Here is a 15,095-nt window from a genome sequence, read left to right on the forward strand (position 1 = left end):
GCCCGCCGCCCCGAATTGGCACGGCGGCGGGTCGATGCCGCCAGTCCGGCGCGAATTCACCGCGGAATGGTCGGTTTTTGTGGTTAAAAGACTCGCAAGACGCTGAGCGCGTATGCATATTTGGGAAACAACGCGGACACGCCCGTGAAAAGCCTTCGGGCAATGGGCCGGCCACAACGCTAGAGGAAGATGCAGTTCGGTGACGGCTCCCGTTCGATTCCCGCGATTTTTCGTGACGAGCCCGGCGCCGTGCCCCTATCTGCCGGGGCGTAGCGAGCGCAAGGTCTTCACCGAACTCAAGGGCCCTCACGCCGATTCGCTGAACGATGCGCTGGGTCGCATCGGCTTCCGTCGCAGCCAGACGGTAGCCTATCGCCCTTCGTGCATCGATTGCAACGCCTGCATCTCGGTGCGCGTCGTGGCTTCTGAATTCCGCGCCTCACGCACGCAGAAGCGCACGCTGGACGCGCATTCGGACCTCGTCACCACGGTCTGCCGCCCCTGGTCCACCAGCGAGCAGTTCGACCTGCTGCAGCGTTACCTTTCGGTCCGCCATCCCGAAGGCGGCATGACCACGATGGACGAGGTCGACTTCGCCGACATGGTGGAGCACACGCCCGTCACCAGCTACGTCATCGAATACCGTGAGCCTTCGCGGGACGGGGTCGTTCCCGGCCGCCTGATCGGCGCCTGCCTGACCGACCGCCAGTGCGACGGGCTCTCGATGATCTATTCGTTCTACGATCCCGCCAGCGAGCGGCAGGGGCTGGGCAATTACATCATCCTCGACCATATCCGCCGGGCCAACGACATGGGGCTGGGCTACGTCTACCTCGGCTACTGGGTCGAAGGGTCGGCGCGGATGCAGTACAAGGTTCGCTATCGTCCGCTGGAAAAGCTGGGCCGATCCGGTTGGGAGCGTATCGAGGCGCTGGAGCACGATCGCCTGATCGCCGCCGCCGTCAGCAGCCCGCAGAGCGCCGCCGTCGCGACCGGCCCGAAGGACGGGATGCCCGCCGTCACCAAGGGTTGAAGCGGCCGGGGAAGCCGGCCTTCCCAACGCAAAATTCCTCCCCGAGCTTGTCTCGGGGAGGTGGCAGCCCGAAGGGCTGACGGAGGGGGAAACGCGCAAGGCTCCCCCCTTCTGCCACCGCCTGCGGCCCCTTCCCGAGCAAGCCGGGGAGCAAGGCTACTTGCGTTTCGCCTGGTTGAGCGCCGCTGCCGCGCGCAGCAGTTCCGAGAGCGCGGTTTCGTCGATCGCCTGGCCCTGGTGGATGTCGATGGCGCGGCGCACGTTGCCATCGAGGCTGGCGTTGAACAGCCCCGCCGGATCGGGCAGCGTCGCTCCCTTGGCGAAAGTGAGCTTGACCGCGGCCTTGTAGGTCTCCCCGGTGCAGACGATGCCGCCGTTCGCATACCAGGTGGGAACGCCGCGCCACTTCCATTCCTCGACGACGTCAGGCAGCGCCGCGTGGACCAGGGTGCGCACCTGGGCCAGGGTATCCCCCCGCCAGTCGTCAAGCTGCGCGATGCGTTCGTCGATCAACTGGGCGGGGGTCTTGTCGGTCGGTTCGGTCATGCGGTCCCGTAAAGCTTGGCCTCGTCCGAGCGCCGGTTCTTGAGGCCGGTCATCGGCTTGCCGTCGTTGTAGATCCACTTGCCGAACTGGGCCTGCGCACCGGCGAAGTCACCCGCCTTGTGCAGCTTGCCGAGCGTCGAAGCGGCGATCTTGCCGGTGTTGTAATGGAACGAGACGAGCGCGTCGAACTGGTTCTGCGTGGTCGCCGCCCCGCCGAGGAAGCTGGCGACTTCCTTGACGTAGGAGAGCATGTCGGTGTCGAAGCGGGCGTCGCACTGCGCCTGCGTCCAGACCACGCCTTTCTTCACGTCCGCGCCGGTGGAACCCCAGCCGATCGTCCAGGGCTTGCCGTCGGCGCTGCCGGGGTCCGGGTAGGCGCCGAAAGTGCCGTCGGCGAGGCGCCTGGCGCAGCCTTCCCACTTCTTGATGAGCTTGGCGCCGGCCGTGCCCAGTGCGCGGCCTGTCGTCGGGGCGGCGGCTGGGGGATTGGCGGGAGGACTGGCGGCCGGCTCCGGCGCGAGGCTGGCGGTCAGGGCCCCGGCGGACTGGTCGATGGCCTTGTCGAGGGCATCGACTTCGGCCTGCGTGAACGAGCGGCCCAGCATCTTGCGGACGGCGTCGAAGATCGGCTTGCGATTCATGATCCATGTCCTTTTGCTTGCAACAAGGCACGCAGTATCGCGTGCGGAAAAACTACACTTCGCGCGACCGAATGGAGTGATTGCGACCGTTCGGGCCGCCCGAATACTGCTCCGTCTCTTGCGGAGTGCGACTCGGGTACATTGGCCGGCACGGTGTAGGAAAGCGGATTCTGGCGCGATGCGCAGGCTATCCGGATTTGTCATTGCGCGGGCGTGATCGCCGCCCGAACGCGAAAGGGGCGCCCGGATTGCTCCGGACGCCCCCTCTCGGCGAACTGCCAAACTGGCGAATATCGCCAGCGCTGATCGGATGGATCAGGCGCTGTAGTACATGTCGAACTCGACGGCCGACGGCGTGGTTTCCCAGCGCAGCACTTCGGGCCACTTGAGTTCGAGGTAGGCTTCGATCTGGTCCTCGGTGAACACGCCGCCTTCGAGAAGGAAGGCGTGGTCGGCCGCCAGGGCGTCCAGAGCTTCACGCAGCGAACCGCAGACGGTCGGCACTTCGGCGAGTTCGGCCGGCGGCAGATCGTACAGGTTCTTGTCCATGGCTTCGCCCGGGTGGATCTTGTTCTTGATGCCGTCGAGGCCGGCCATCAGGAGCGAAGCGTAGCACAGGTAGGGGTTGGCCATCGCGTCAGGGAAGCGGAATTCCACGCGCTTCGCCTTGGTGCCTGCACCGTAGGGGATGCGGCACGAGGCCGAGCGGTTGCGCGCCGAGTAGGCGAGCAGAACCGGTGCTTCGTAACCCGGGACCAGGCGCTTGTAGCTGTTGGTGGTCGGGTTGGTGAAGGCGTTGAGGGCCTTGGCGTGCTTGATGACGCCGCCGATGAAGTACAGGCAGGTCTCCGACAGGCCGGCGTAGCCGTTGCCGGCGAAGGTGTTCTCACCCTCGTTCCAGATCGAGATATGCGTGTGCATGCCCGATCCGTTGTCCTTCATGATCGGCTTGGGCATGAACGTTGCGGTCTTGCCGTAAGCCTGTGCGACCATGTGCACGACGTACTTGTAGATCTGCATGCGGTCGGCGGTGGTGACCAGCTTGCCGAAGGTCAGGCCGAGTTCGTGCTGGGCAGCCGCCACTTCGTGGTGGTGCTTGTCGCAGGGCAGGCCCATTTCGAGCATGGTGGTGACCATCTCGGCGCGGATGTCCACGGCCGAGTCGACCGGGGCGACCGGGAAGTAGCCACCCTTGGCACGCGGGCGGTGGCCCAGGTTGCCGGTGTCGTATTCCTTGTTGGTGTTGCCCGGCAGTTCGATGTCGTCGATCTTGAAGCCGTTGCCGTCGTAGCCGTCGTAGAACTTCACGTCGTCGAACATGAAGAACTCGGCCTCGGGGCCGACGAACACGGTGTCGCCGAAGCCTGCCGACTTGACGAACGATTCCGCACGCTTCGCGGTCGAACGCGGGTCGCGGGCGTAGAGTTCACCGGTCGAGGGCTCGACGATGTCGCAGAACAGGATCAGCATCGGGGTGGCCGAGAACGGATCGGTGTAGACCGCGTCGAGGTCGGGCTTGAGGATCATGTCCGACTCGTTGATGGCCTTCCAGCCCTCGATCGACGAACCGTCGAACATCAGGCCGTCTTCCAGCTCATCCTCGCCGAGGACGGTCGAGACCATGGTCAGGTGCTGCCACTTGCCCTTGGGGTCCGTGAAGCGAAGATCGACCCACTCGATCTCCTCGTCCTTGATCTTCTTGAGGACGTCCTTTGCACTAGCCATTTTCTTGGTTCTCCAGCGTTACTCTTCCGATCCCGAAAGAGGATAGGGTTGTTCGTGTTGCGGGAATGCGACGGCCCCCACCATCGCAGCCCGATCCTGTGTAATTACAGCGCGTCGTCGTCGCGCTCGCCGGTGCGGATGCGCACGGCGGTCTCGATCGGCACGACGAAGATCTTGCCGTCGCCGATGCGGCCGGTCTGCGCGGCGTCGGCGATGGCTTCGACCACGCGTTCGGCCAGCGCGTCGGGCACGACGACCTCGAGCTTAACCTTGGGAAGGAAATCCACGACGTACTCGGCGCCGCGATAGAGTTCGGTATGACCCTTCTGGCGCCCGAAGCCCTTGGCCTCGGTTACGGTGATGCCCGAGACGCCCACTTCGTGGAGCGCTTCCTTCACTTCGTCGAGCTTGAAGGGCTTGATGATGGCTTCGATCTTCTTCACGCCTGCCTGAACCCCTGCACTTGCACCCGGACTTTTCCTGTTTGAGGTTACCGGTCCGGGAACCAGATGCCTCGCGCGCGATTCCCATCAAGAATCGTGCCAATGCGGTCGCTCCCCTGATAGGCCGAGTGTGCGTCTGCGAAAAGACCGGATTTGGGCGATTTACCCGGTCAGCAAACAATCTGTCGCATATGCTGCGGCGGGTTTGGGAAATGTTGTGTTCAATATTCGGGCAATCGGTGCCTGAAAATTGTGCATCGCGGTTCCGGAGAGCGCCACCCCTTCCGTCATTGCGAGCAAAACGAAGCAACCCAGGGCAGCACTACGCCGCCCTGGGTTGCTTCGTTTTGCTCGCAATGACGAATTCGAATTTAGAGCCGCAGGCCTGCCGTCTCGTCGAGGCCGGCCATGATGTTGAGGTTCTGCACCGCAGCACCGCTCGCGCCCTTGCCGAGATTGTCGAGGATGGCGATCAGGCGTGCCTGCGTGCCGTCCTTCGCGCCCAGCACGCGCAGGGTGAGGGTGTCGACCGGCTCCATCGATGCGCGCAGCAGCAGTTCGTCCGGCTGGTCGGCCTCGACCCTGACCACCTTGCTGCCGGCGTAGAATTCGCCCAGCGCGGCGCGCAGTTCGTCCGGCGAACCGGCGTCCTTCATCATCGAGAGGTGCAGCGGCACTTCGACCAGCATGCCGCGATGGGCGGGGACCACGGCGGGGGCGAAGATCGGGTCGTGGCCGATGCCGGCCTGCGCCTTCATCTCGGGCACATGCTTGTGGCCGAGCGCGAGGCCGTAGGCGCGGAAGGCGATGTCTGCATCGTCCTCGAACCGGGCGATCAGCGCCTTGCCGCCGCCCGAGTAGCCCGACACGGCGTGGCATACGTAGGGCCAGTCGGCCGGCAGCAGGCCTGCGCGCACCAGCGGCGCGACGAGGGCGATGAAGCCGGTGGGATAGCAGCCCGGATTGCTGACGAAGCGCGCCTGCGCCACCGTCTGGTGGCCGACGATCTCGGGGAAGCCGTAAGTCCAGCCCGCCGCGACGCGATGGGCGGAGGAGGCGTCGATCACGCGGGTGCGATCGTTGGCGATCATGCCGACGGCGGCCTTAGCGGCATCGTCGGGCAGGCACAGGATGACGACGTCGGCGTCGTTCAGCGCCTCGGCGCGCGCGGCGTCGTCCTTGCGCTTGTCGTCGCCCAGCGAGATGAGCGTGAATTCGCTGCGGCCGGCGAGCCGGTCGGCGATTTCGAGGCCGGTGGTGCCCGCGGCACCGTCGATGAAGACGCTGGTGGTCATGCCGCTTCCAGATCCGAGAGGGCCACGTAGCCGACCGCGCCGTCCTCGCCGACCTGGCCCCAGGACCAGGCGCCGGCGATGTCGAGCACGTTGAAGGTTTCCCCTGCGGTCAGGTCGGCGATCGCGTCCGCATCGGCGCGGCCGAACACGCGCAGCACCGCGCCGGTCTTAAGCACGCGCGGCATCGGTACGGCGTAGTGCGGCACGAAGTAGCGGCCGGCCAGCTTGATGTGGGCAAGGTCGCCGCGCACGGGCAGGTGGCCGGGATCCGCGCTCACGCTCGGCCCGGTCATCGCCAGCATGGTCTGGGCGAGCATGCCGTCCGTCTGGTCAGCGCGAGTATACGAATCCACAGATGCCAACGCGGGTGCGTCTCCAAAATCAAAGATGCGCGCGCCTAGCCGAGACACGGGATTTTCGCAAGGTTGGGAGTCGGCGCGGCGTCTTCAGCCATAGCGCTGCTTCAGCATGTGCCACGCCGCGCGCAGGCCGAGCGCCTCGCCGCCCTTGGGACGGCCGGGCTTGGCGGCCGGGCGCCAGGCGAAGGTATCGAAGTGGGCCCAGTCCACGCCCGCCGGCACGAAGCGGTCGAGGAACAGCGCCGCCGTGCTGGCGCCCGCGAAGCCGCCGGTGCCGGCGTTGTTGATGTCGGCGACGTCGGACTTGAGGTATTCGCGGTAGCCTTCGTGCAGCGGCAGGCGCCAGCACGGGTCGTCCACCGCCTTGCCCGCCGCGAGCAGGGCGTCCGCCGTGGCGTCCTCGCGGGTGAAGAGGGCGGGCAGGTCCGGACCGACGGCGACCCGCGCGGCGCCGGTGAGGGTGGCGAAGTCGACGATGAAATCGGGCTTCTCCTCGCCCGCGCGGGTCAGCGCGTCGCCCAGGATCAGGCGTCCCTCGGCGTCGGTATTGCCGATCTCGACGGTGATCCCGGCGCGGCTGCGCAGCACGTCGCCGGGACGGAAGCTGTTGCCCGAGATCGCGTTCTCCACCGCCGGGACCAGAACGTGCAGGCGCACCGGCAGGTTGGCGCTCATCACGAGGCGGGCGAGGGCGAGGGCATGCGCGGCGCCGCCCATGTCCTTCTTCATCAGCAGCATGCCCGAGGACGGCTTGATGTCGAGCCCGCCCGAATCGAAGCACACGCCCTTGCCGACGATGGCCACGCGCGGGTGCTTGGGATCGCCCCATTCCAGTTCGATCAGGCGCGGCGCATGGCTGCGGCCCGCCGCGCGGCCGACCGCGTGGACCATCGGGAAGTCACGCTCCAGCGCATCGCCGCGGGTGACGCGGATGACGGCGCGGAAGGCCTTGTGCAGCGCTTCGGCCTCAGCCTCCAGCTGCGCCGGGCCCATGTCCTCGGCCGGGGTGTTGACGAGGTCGCGCACCAGCATCACCGCCTCGGCTTCGGCGGTCACGGCGTCGATCCGGGCCGGTTCGCCGGTCAGCAGCACGCGCGGGCCCTGGTCCTCGGCATCCGCCTTGTAGCGATCGAAGGCATATTGGCCGAGAATCCACCCCAGCATCGCCGCGCCCGGCTCGGCACCCGGATTTGGATCGACGCGGCGGTAGGTTCCGGCGGGCAGCTTTTCCGCCAGCTTCGCCAGGCACCAGGGCGAGAGCGTGGCGGCATCGGCCACGCCGGCAACCGCGCACCAGCCCTCGCCTTCGGGAAGAATGACGTGGTCTCCGGCACTTGCGGTGAAGCGCGCGGCCTCCAGCAAGGCGCGCTGGGGAACGGTGAGGCCTTTCGTGAATTTCTCCAGTCCATCCTTTTCGACGAGGTGGATGGAGATGGCCTGCTGGCCGCGATCGGGCTGGATCAATGCGTTCTTGTCGCTCATGGCCCGATTCTCTAGCCTCCTCGGGAGCCCGAGTGCGAGAGGAAATTTGATGCGATACGCTGCGATGGTTTCGGTTCTGGCCCTGATGGTGGCAGCCTGTGGCGGTTCCGGGGACAAGTCGGACCAGACTCCAGCCTCTGCCGCCGCCAGCGAGGAGGCCGGGCCGCTTGCCTCCACCGATGAACCTTCGCAGGCGCCTTCGGCTCCTGCCCGTGAAGAGAAGGAGGAAAACGATACCTACAGCTTCGCTTACTCCTATCCGGGCGTAGCGGCCGCGATTCCAGGCCTCAAGGCGATTCTCGATCATGAACTGGACACCGACAGGGAGAACCTCGTCTCCTCGGCGCGCAGCGGCAAACAGGAAGCGGAGAAGGACGGCTATCCCTACCACGCCTACGAACGGCAGACCGAATGGAAGGTGGTCGCCGACCTGCCGGGCTGGCTCTCGCTCTCGTCTACGCATTACGAGTATTCGGGCGGGGCGCACGGGATGACGGTGTCCGATACCCTGTTGTGGGATCGCGGCGCGGAAACCTCGCGCAAGCCGATGGACCTGTTTACCAGCCAGGACGCGCTTCGGGCCGCGGTGCGTGGGCCGTTCTGCGCGGCGCTGGACAAGGCGCGGGAGCAGAAGCGCGGCGCGCCAGTGCAGCAGGGAACCGGGGACAGCTTCTCCGAATGCATCGATCCCACCGCGCAGACGCTGATCCTCGGTTCGTCCGACAAGCACAGCTTCAACCGCATCGGCTTCCTCATCGCCCCTTACGAGGCGGGCCCTTACGCGGAAGGCAGCTATGAAGTGACGCTGCCGGTGACGGGCAAGATCATGGCCGCGCTCAAGCCGCAGTATCGCAATGCCTTCTCGGTGAAACCCTGATCTCGCAATTTCGGCCCGGATGCGCTATCTGGGGCGGATGACCGAATACCAGATCGTAGAGCCGGGCCAGGACGACCTCCTGCGCGACGGCACCATCAAGCTGCATGGCCCCGACGGTTTCGAGGGCATGCGCCGCGCCGGCGCGCTCGCCGCCAGCATCCTCGACGCAATCGCGCCGATGGTGCAGCCGGGCGTCAGCACCGCCGCCATCGACGACAAGGTCCGTGAACTGACCCTGGCGGGCGGCGCGGTGCCCGCGACGCTGGGCTACCGGGGCTATGCGCATTCGTGCTGCATCTCGATCAACCATGTCGTCTGCCACGGCATTCCGTCGGAAAAGACGCTCAAGGACGGCGACATCGTCAATATCGACGTCACCCCGCTGCTGGACGGCTGGCACGGCGACACCAGCCGCATGTACCTGGTTGGCGACGTGCCGCTCAAGGCGCGCCGTCTGGTCGACGTGACGTACGAGTGCCTGATGATCGGCATCGAGCAGGCGAAGCCCGGCAACCGCGTGGGTGACATCGGCGCCGCCATCCAGGCTTATGCGGAATCGAACCGCTACGGGGTGGTGCGCGAATTCTGCGGCCACGGCCTCGGCCGCCTGTTCCATGACGCGCCCGAGGTGGTTCACGCCGGTCGCCCCGGCACTGGCCCGGAACTGCGCCCCGGCATGTTCATGACGATCGAGCCGATGATCAACCTCGGCAAGCCGCCGGTGAAGCTGCTCAACGACGGCTGGACGGCCGTGACGCGCGACAAGTCGCTGTCAGCGCAGTTCGAGCACTCGATCGGCATCACCGAGGACGGCTGCGAGATCTTCACCACCAGCCCCAAAGGCCTGCACAAGCCGCCTTACGCTTGAGGTTCGAGACGGGTCTGCTTTGACCCTTCGACCCGCTCAGGGTGAGCGGAAGTAGCGTAAACTTCCCAATCCCGCTCAGGCTGAGCTTGTCGAAGCCCCATCGGCATACGCCGCACAGGAAAAGGGGCGCCGGAGTTTCCTCCGGCGCCCTTTTGCGTTTCAGGCCGAGCGTTGGCTCAGAACTTGTAGTTCGCGCTGACCATGAAGTTGCGCGGTTCGCCGTAGCGGTACTGGCTGAACGAGCCGACCTGGCTGTAGTACTTCTTGTCCAGCAGGTTCTCGACGTTGGCCTGGACCGAGAACTGCTCGGTCACGCCGAGGCGGGCCATGAGGTTGATGAGCGCGAAGCCCTTCTGGCGCAGCGTGAACGGCACCCCGTTGGTCACCGAATAGGCGCTGGAGCGGTAGTTGACGCCGCCGCCGAAGGTGAAGCCGTTCAGCAGGTTATCGATCGTGTAGGTCGAGAACACCTTGAGCAGGCGGCGCGGCTGGTCGGTGTTGACGTTGGCGCCGGTGGCGTCGTGGACCTTGAACTGGCTGTAGCCGGCGTTGACGTTCCAGCCCGGTAGCGGCTCGCCGGTGGCCTCGATCTCGAAGCCCTTGCTGACCGCGCCCTTGGCGGCGCGATAGGGCTGGAACGGCAGGCCGCCGCCCGGAGGCGTGATCAGTCCGCCGTCGATCTGCCCCAGGTTGTCCTGCTCGATGCGGAACAGCGCGATCGAGGTCTGCAGCGCTTCGTTGAAGAAGTTGCTCTTCAGGCCGACTTCGTAGGACTTGCCGGTGACTGGATCGAGCTGCACGTAGTTGCTGTCACGCAGGTTCTGCGGCTGGTAGATCGTGGTGTAGCTGGCATAGATGCGGTGGTTCGGGGTGATGTCCACCAGCGCGCCCGCATAAGGGATGAAGACGTTCTTGTCCCCGTACGTGGTCGCGGTGCCGTAAGACACGCCGCTGCGCTTCCAGGTCGCGAGACGGCCGCCGCCGATCACCTTCAGCCAGTCGGTCACGTTGACGCGCAGGGCGCCGTAATAGCCGATCTGCTTGATGCGCTCCTGCTCCACCTCGACGCCCGTTTCGAGGAAGCCGGGGTTGGGGTAGGAATTCTCGTTCCAGTTGTTGAAATCGCCCGCCGCCGGGAAGTTGTAGGAACAGATCGGGTCGCCGTTGAGCGGGCAGAAGCTGTCGGTGTGGCGCTTGAGCGTGCTGTTCAGGTAGCCCAGCACCAGATCGTGATCGCGCCCGAACACCGTCAGCTTGCCCTTGAGCTGTGCGTCGTAGCTGTTCTGGATGCTGACGCCGTAAGCCGAATAGGGGTTGCTTCCCAGGCCTAGCCCGGTCTCGCGATCGACCTGGCCGTAGAGGTACAGGATTTCCGTGAACTGCGTGTTGCGCTGGCGGTTGTAGTTGCCCTGAATGCTCCAGCCATTGCCGAAATCGTGGCTGAGAGAGGTGAAGAAGTTCTGGTTGATCGTCTTCCAGGTGGTCCAGGGCTGCGTCGTGGTCTTCGAGCGGCGCCAGTCGGCGACAGTGCCATCGCTGTAGAAGGTCGGCAGGCTGCCCCAGAACACGCCGTGCGGGTCGTTGCGCTGGTGGCTGAAGCCGACGCGCAGCAGCGTGTCGGGCGTGATGTCCGCTTCGAGGGTGCCGTAAAGGACCAGCTTCTTGTTGCTGTAGTAATCGGTGAAGGCATTGCCTTCCTCATACCGCGCCACGCCGCGCACGCGCAGGCGGCCGTCGGAGGTGACGGCACCGCCGGCATCGCCCGAAACGCGCCAGGTGTCCCAGCTGCCGTAACCGGCGTTGAGGTAGCCCGACCAGTCGGTGCGGTCGGCATGCTTGCGAACCAGGTTGATCGATGCGGACGGATCGCCCACGCCGCTCAGCAGGCCGGTGGCGCCGCGCACGATCTCGACGCGCTCGTAGATCGAAAGGTCGGCCAGCGTCTCGCCGCGGTCGCCGCCCAGGGCCCATGCGGTCGGCACGCCGTCGATCTGGGTGTTCTGGATCTCGAAGCCGCGCGCGAAGAAGGAATTGCGCACGTCGTCGGTCTCGTTGACCGCGACGCCGATGCCGTTCTCGACTACGTCCTTAACGCTGATGAGATTCTGGTCGAGGATGCGCTGCGCAGTCACGATCGAGACCGACTGCGGGGTTTCCTGAACCGACAGGCCAAGGCCGGTCGCGGTGTCGATCTTGTCGGCGATGGTGTACTTGCCGGTGACGATGATCTGGTCGCTCTCGGCTTCGTCGCCGGCGGTTTGCGCCATGGCGGGGGCGGCGAAAGCGCTGGCGCAGCCCAGCATCAGAGCGAACTTGAATTTCATAGGTAGTAACCCCTGCTTGCGAGCGTTCGACACTCGATTGCAGGCGCGGCTAACGGCAGTGCGTATCATTCGCAATAGCAATATTGCGATACGATTTCATTTGCTGTGAGATGTTGCGAATCGGTATCAGTAATATTAACGGCATATGGCAACGGGCCGCCGCAGGAAGCGGTTGATCGCCTTCGATTTTGGCGGTCGCCTCGCGATTTCAGAACGAGACGACGGCCTCGCCGATGGCATTCCACACTTCGTCGAGCTGGTCGTCGGTGATGCAATAGGGCGGCATCACGTAGACGGTGTTGCCCAGTGGGCGCAGCAGCACGTCGCGGCTGCGGAAGAAGGCCATGAGTTCGGGGGCGAGGCTGTCCATGTAGCCGCCGGTGCCCATCGTGCGCATGTCCAGCGCGGCGATCGTGCCGAGCGTGCGCGGGTTGTCGAAGTGGCAGAACCGGCCCAGCTTCTCCAGCCAGGCCGACTGACGGCGGGCGAGGTCACCGATGCATTCGCGCACCGGCTCCTCGGCCCAGATGGCGAGGTTGGCGGCGGCGGCGGCGCAGGCCAGCGGGTTGGCGGTGTAGCTGGAGGAATGGAAGAACATCTTCGCGCGGTCGGTGGACCAGTGCGCGGCGAAGATGTCCTCGGTCGCCATGGTTACCGCCAGCGGCAGCGAGCCGCCGGTCAGTCCCTTGGACAGGCACAGGATGTCGGGGACCACGTCGGCCTGTTCGCAGGCCAGCAGGGTGCCGGTACGGCCCCATGCGGTCATGACCTCGTCGGCGATGAACAGGACGCCGTATTTGCTGCAAATCTCGCGCATCGCGCGCAAGGTTTCCGGGCCGTAGACCAGCATGCCGCCCGAGCCGAGGATCAGCGGCTCCAGGATCAGCGCGGCGATGTCGCCCTCGCGGCACAGGGCTTCGAGCGCATCGAGCGTATCCTGCTCGGCTCCGGCGGCGGGATAGGGAATGCGGCCGACGTCGAACAGCAGCGGCGCATAGGGCTGGTTGAACACCCCGCGTGCGCCCACCGACATCGCGCCGATGGTGTCGCCGTGATAGGAATGCTCCATCACCACGATGCGGTGGCGGGCTTCGCCTTGCGCATGCCAGTACCCGAGCGCCATCTTGAGCGCGACCTCGACGCTGGTGGAGCCGCTGTCGGAGAAGAACACCCGCGTCAGTTCGCTCGGCATGATCGCGGTCAGCCCGGCGGCGACTTGCTCGGCGGGTTCGTGCGTCCAGCCCGCGAAGATCAGCTGGTCGAGCTTCTGGGCCTGCTCGGCCACGGCGGCCATGATGCGCGGGTGGCAGTGGCCGTGCGTGGTCACCCACCAGGACGAGATCGCGTCGATCACCGTGCGCCCGTCCGCCGTGTGCAGCAGCGCGCCTTCGGCATGGGTGACGAGCGGGATCGGCTCGCCGAGGCCATGCTGGGTGAAGGGGTGCCAGACGGGGGAAGCGGCCAGAGAGCCAGAACGCGGCAGGGTCACGCGAAGTCCTCCAGGCGGAAGTTGGCGGCGAAGGCGGCGGCCAGCGTCTGTGGCGTCAGCGGATCGAGGCGGGGCAGGCGGCCGAGGCGCTTGACGTTGCCCATGGCGCAGATGGTGGCCTCGCTGTCTTCCACCGGATCGCCGACGAAGGCCACGCCGAGCACGTCCACGCCGCGCGCGCGCAGGGCCTCGATCGAGAGCAGCGAGTGGTTGATCGTGCCGAGCATCGTGCGCGCCACCAGCACCACCGGCGCGCCCCAGCGGGCGAACTGGTCCGCGTAAGTTTCCGTGCGCGAGATCGGCACCAGAGCGCCGCCTGCGCCCTCGACCACCAGGGGGCCGTCGATCTTGGGCAGGGCGAGGCGTAGCGGATCGATGGTCACCCCGTCGATCTCGGCGGCGAGGTGGGGGGAGCAGGGCGTGGTCAGGCTATAGGCTTCGGCGAGCACCTTGCCTTCGGGCAGTCCGCCGAGGAAGCCGACGCGCTGGGCGTCGGGGCCTTCCTCCTCGATCCCCGCCTGCACCGGCTTCCAGTAATGCGCCCGCAGGGCCCTCGCCAGCGCGGCGGCGAAGACGGTCTTGCCGATACCGGTATCGGTGCCGGTCACGATCAGGGTGCGCTGGGTCATTGGGGGCTCACGTAAGGAAATGTCGGGGCGCGGCGCAAGTGGCAGGTCACCACCTCGTAAGTGACGTTGCATCCGCTTTGGGCGAACCGCGCCATCACCGCGCGCAGCTGCGCCGGGTTGAGAGGGCGGTGCGAGGGTGCCGAGGTGCCTGCGCCGATGGCCTTGACCGCACGTACGAAGGCGCGCGGATCGAGGTGGGTTTCGGTCACGTCCTCGACCAGCAGCGTCTCGGGGGAGAGTGTCGCGAAGGCCTCCATCGGGGGGTAGGCGGGGGTGCCGGGAGTTATCCCCTCGGCTTCGTGCGCGGCGCGCCACTCGTGGAAACTGCGCGGTCCCAGCGTGGTGACGACAAGGTGCCCACCCGGCGCCAGCCACTGCGACAGGCGGGCGAGGGCGGCAGGCGTATCGTCGAACCACTGCACCGCGAGGCTGGAGCAGATGAGGTCGAACGGGGCGCCCTCGGGGGTGCCATGCTCCCCGTCGAGGGCGGCGAAACGCAAAGTGCGCACGTCATCAGCAGCAATAAGCGCGGCGCGGCAACGCTCCACCATTTCGGGCGCGATGTCGGTGACCAGCCAGTCGCCGCCGATGCGCTGCGCCATCAGGGCGGAAGTGAGGAAGCCGGTGCCGCAGCCGATCTCCAGCACGCGCGGGGCGGGCGGAAGGTCGAGTGCGGCGATGCGCGCGGCGAGGGTCTGGGCGACCTCGCGCTGGATACGGGCGTGGCCGTCGTAGTCGGGTGCGGCGGCGAACGCGCTGCGGATGCGTTCCCGCCTGCTCACGACAATAGCCCGCGAATGGCGGGGACGCACAGCTGCGGGGCTTGCAGCGGCAGGAGATGGCCGCCCGCTTCGTGGTCGATGCGGCGGACCTGCGCCCCGGTGAACGTGGCGGCGCGCATCTCGGGCGGGAGCAGCGGGTCGGCGCCGCCGTGGATCGCCAGTATCGGCACGTCCAGCAGCGACGGGGCGGCGTCGCGCAGGCGCAGAAGGTCGGCGGCGAGCGCTTCGGGGTCGATTTCTCCGAAGGCATAGGTGGAGCCGCAGGTCTTGCGGAACTCGGCGAGCACGCCGCGCGGGTCGGTCTCGAAGCGGCGCAGCATGCGGTCGAGCACGCGGACCGGGACACCGGGGCGGCCCGGAACGGCGGTGAAGCGCTCGAACCCGTTGATCGCGACGATGCCGGCGAGCCCCGGCGGCGGGGCGGCGAGGACGCGCATGGTGCCGAACGAGTGCGTCACCGCGATGCAGGGGCCTTCGACGGCAGGTTCATGCGGCGCGCCGAAGTAGCCGCGATCGTCGATGACATGCGCCCACTCGGGCAGCAGCGCGGTGAGCGGTTCCCAGAAATGGCGGTCGAAGCCCCAGCCGTGGGCGAACATTAG

At 66.5% G+C, this 15,095-nt stretch carries 15 protein-coding genes; 3 read left to right on the forward strand and 12 right to left on the reverse strand.

The features are described from left to right. Positions 1-199: 199 nt before the first annotated feature. On the forward strand, positions 200-1,033 hold the full coding sequence (locus V2S85_RS09510; protein ID WP_330702621.1) for an arginyltransferase: 834 nt from the start codon (positions 200-202) through the stop codon (positions 1,031-1,033). 156 nt (positions 1,034-1,189) lie between these two features. Here the strand turns inward: V2S85_RS09510 and V2S85_RS09515 are convergent, their stop codons facing one another. The 7 genes from V2S85_RS09515 to V2S85_RS09545 all read right to left on the reverse strand — a co-directional run bounded on the left by V2S85_RS09515 (position 1,190) and on the right by V2S85_RS09545 (position 7,524). Beyond that, on the reverse strand, positions 1,190-1,579 hold the full coding sequence (locus V2S85_RS09515; protein ID WP_330702622.1) for a DUF1801 domain-containing protein: 390 nt from the start codon (positions 1,577-1,579) through the stop codon (positions 1,190-1,192). Further along, positions 1,576-2,220 (reverse strand): lysozyme, encoded by a 645-nt coding sequence (locus tag V2S85_RS09520; protein ID WP_330702623.1) that lies wholly within the window; start codon positions 2,218-2,220, stop codon positions 1,576-1,578. The genes V2S85_RS09515 and V2S85_RS09520 overlap by 4 nt, the downstream gene beginning before the upstream one ends. Positions 2,221-2,535: 315 nt before the next feature. Next, positions 2,536-3,945, reverse strand: coding sequence for a type I glutamate--ammonia ligase (gene glnA, locus V2S85_RS09525; protein WP_271180950.1), 1,410 nt, complete (start codon positions 3,943-3,945; stop codon positions 2,536-2,538). 104 nt (positions 3,946-4,049) lie between these two features. After that, positions 4,050-4,388: a P-II family nitrogen regulator gene (locus V2S85_RS09530; protein ID WP_021233466.1), complete on the reverse strand. Its 339-nt coding sequence runs from the start codon at positions 4,386-4,388 to the stop codon at positions 4,050-4,052. A 371-nt stretch (positions 4,389-4,759) separates the two neighbouring features. Beyond that, on the reverse strand, positions 4,760-5,683 hold the full coding sequence (argC, locus tag V2S85_RS09535; RefSeq protein WP_330702624.1) for an N-acetyl-gamma-glutamyl-phosphate reductase: 924 nt from the start codon (positions 5,681-5,683) through the stop codon (positions 4,760-4,762). Then, positions 5,680-6,000: an SH3 domain-containing protein gene (locus tag V2S85_RS09540; RefSeq protein ID WP_330702625.1), complete on the reverse strand. Its 321-nt coding sequence runs from the start codon at positions 5,998-6,000 to the stop codon at positions 5,680-5,682. The genes argC and V2S85_RS09540 overlap by 4 nt, the downstream gene beginning before the upstream one ends. A gap of 129 nt (positions 6,001-6,129) precedes the next feature. Further along, the gene (locus tag V2S85_RS09545; protein WP_330702626.1) at positions 6,130-7,524 is read right to left on the reverse strand and encodes a leucyl aminopeptidase family protein; all 1,395 of its coding nucleotides are present in this window, start codon (positions 7,522-7,524) and stop codon (positions 6,130-6,132) included. A gap of 49 nt (positions 7,525-7,573) precedes the next feature. Between V2S85_RS09545 and V2S85_RS09550 the strand changes: the two genes are divergently transcribed. Both V2S85_RS09550 and map read left to right on the forward strand, forming a co-directional pair. Next, entirely contained in the window at positions 7,574-8,401 is an 828-nt protein-coding gene (locus V2S85_RS09550; RefSeq protein ID WP_330702627.1) for a PdaC/SigV domain-containing protein, read from the forward strand. A gap of 37 nt (positions 8,402-8,438) precedes the next feature. Next, entirely contained in the window at positions 8,439-9,269 is an 831-nt protein-coding gene (gene map / locus V2S85_RS09555) for a type I methionyl aminopeptidase (RefSeq protein ID WP_330702628.1), read from the forward strand. 176 nt (positions 9,270-9,445) lie between these two features. Here map and V2S85_RS09560 read toward each other — a convergent pair whose 3' ends face one another. The 5 genes from V2S85_RS09560 to V2S85_RS09580 all read right to left on the reverse strand — a co-directional run bounded on the left by V2S85_RS09560 (position 9,446) and on the right by V2S85_RS09580 (position 15,092). After that, positions 9,446-11,593 (reverse strand): TonB-dependent siderophore receptor, encoded by a 2,148-nt coding sequence (locus tag V2S85_RS09560; protein WP_330702629.1) that lies wholly within the window; start codon positions 11,591-11,593, stop codon positions 9,446-9,448. Positions 11,594-11,801: 208 nt separating this feature from the next. Continuing rightward, positions 11,802-13,058 (reverse strand): adenosylmethionine--8-amino-7-oxononanoate transaminase, encoded by a 1,257-nt coding sequence (locus V2S85_RS09565; RefSeq protein WP_330702645.1) that lies wholly within the window; start codon positions 13,056-13,058, stop codon positions 11,802-11,804. Positions 13,059-13,078: 20 nt separating this feature from the next. Beyond that, positions 13,079-13,711, reverse strand: coding sequence for a dethiobiotin synthase (gene bioD / locus V2S85_RS09570; protein WP_330702630.1), 633 nt, complete (start codon positions 13,709-13,711; stop codon positions 13,079-13,081). Then, entirely contained in the window at positions 13,708-14,493 is a 786-nt protein-coding gene (locus V2S85_RS09575; RefSeq protein WP_330702631.1) for a methyltransferase, read from the reverse strand. The genes bioD and V2S85_RS09575 overlap by 4 nt, the downstream gene beginning before the upstream one ends. Next, on the reverse strand, positions 14,490-15,092 hold the full coding sequence (locus V2S85_RS09580) for an alpha/beta hydrolase (protein WP_330702646.1): 603 nt from the start codon (positions 15,090-15,092) through the stop codon (positions 14,490-14,492). The genes V2S85_RS09575 and V2S85_RS09580 overlap by 4 nt, the downstream gene beginning before the upstream one ends. Between the last annotated feature and the right edge of the window lie 3 nt (positions 15,093-15,095).

Source organism: Novosphingobium resinovorum, from assembly GCF_036352595.1.
Taxonomy (GTDB): Bacteria; Pseudomonadota; Alphaproteobacteria; order Sphingomonadales; family Sphingomonadaceae; genus Novosphingobium; species Novosphingobium resinovorum_B.

What these genes read in the sequence shown, in the direction of transcription:
- V2S85_RS09540 (WP_330702625.1), bottom strand. Translation starts at nt 6,000, where the DNA reads ATGCTCGCCCAGACCATGCTGGCGATGACCGGGCCGAGCGTGAGCGCG.
- V2S85_RS09520 (WP_330702623.1), bottom strand. Translation starts at nt 2,220, where the DNA reads ATGAATCGCAAGCCGATCTTCGACGCCGTCCGCAAGATGCTGGGCCGC.
- V2S85_RS09560 (WP_330702629.1), bottom strand. Translation starts at nt 11,593, where the DNA reads ATGAAATTCAAGTTCGCTCTGATGCTGGGCTGCGCCAGCGCTTTCGCC.
- V2S85_RS09545 (WP_330702626.1), bottom strand. Translation starts at nt 7,524, where the DNA reads ATGAGCGACAAGAACGCATTGATCCAGCCCGATCGCGGCCAGCAGGCC.
- V2S85_RS09550 (WP_330702627.1), top strand. Translation starts at nt 7,574, where the DNA reads ATGCGATACGCTGCGATGGTTTCGGTTCTGGCCCTGATGGTGGCAGCC.
- map (WP_330702628.1), top strand. Translation starts at nt 8,439, where the DNA reads ATGACCGAATACCAGATCGTAGAGCCGGGCCAGGACGACCTCCTGCGC.
- V2S85_RS09515 (WP_330702622.1), bottom strand. Translation starts at nt 1,579, where the DNA reads ATGACCGAACCGACCGACAAGACCCCCGCCCAGTTGATCGACGAACGC.
- glnA (WP_271180950.1), bottom strand. Translation starts at nt 3,945, where the DNA reads ATGGCTAGTGCAAAGGACGTCCTCAAGAAGATCAAGGACGAGGAGATC.
- V2S85_RS09580 (WP_330702646.1), bottom strand. Translation starts at nt 15,092, where the DNA reads ATGTTCGCCCACGGCTGGGGCTTCGACCGCCATTTCTGGGAACCGCTC.
- argC (WP_330702624.1), bottom strand. Translation starts at nt 5,683, where the DNA reads ATGACCACCAGCGTCTTCATCGACGGTGCCGCGGGCACCACCGGCCTC.
- bioD (WP_330702630.1), bottom strand. Translation starts at nt 13,711, where the DNA reads ATGACCCAGCGCACCCTGATCGTGACCGGCACCGATACCGGTATCGGC.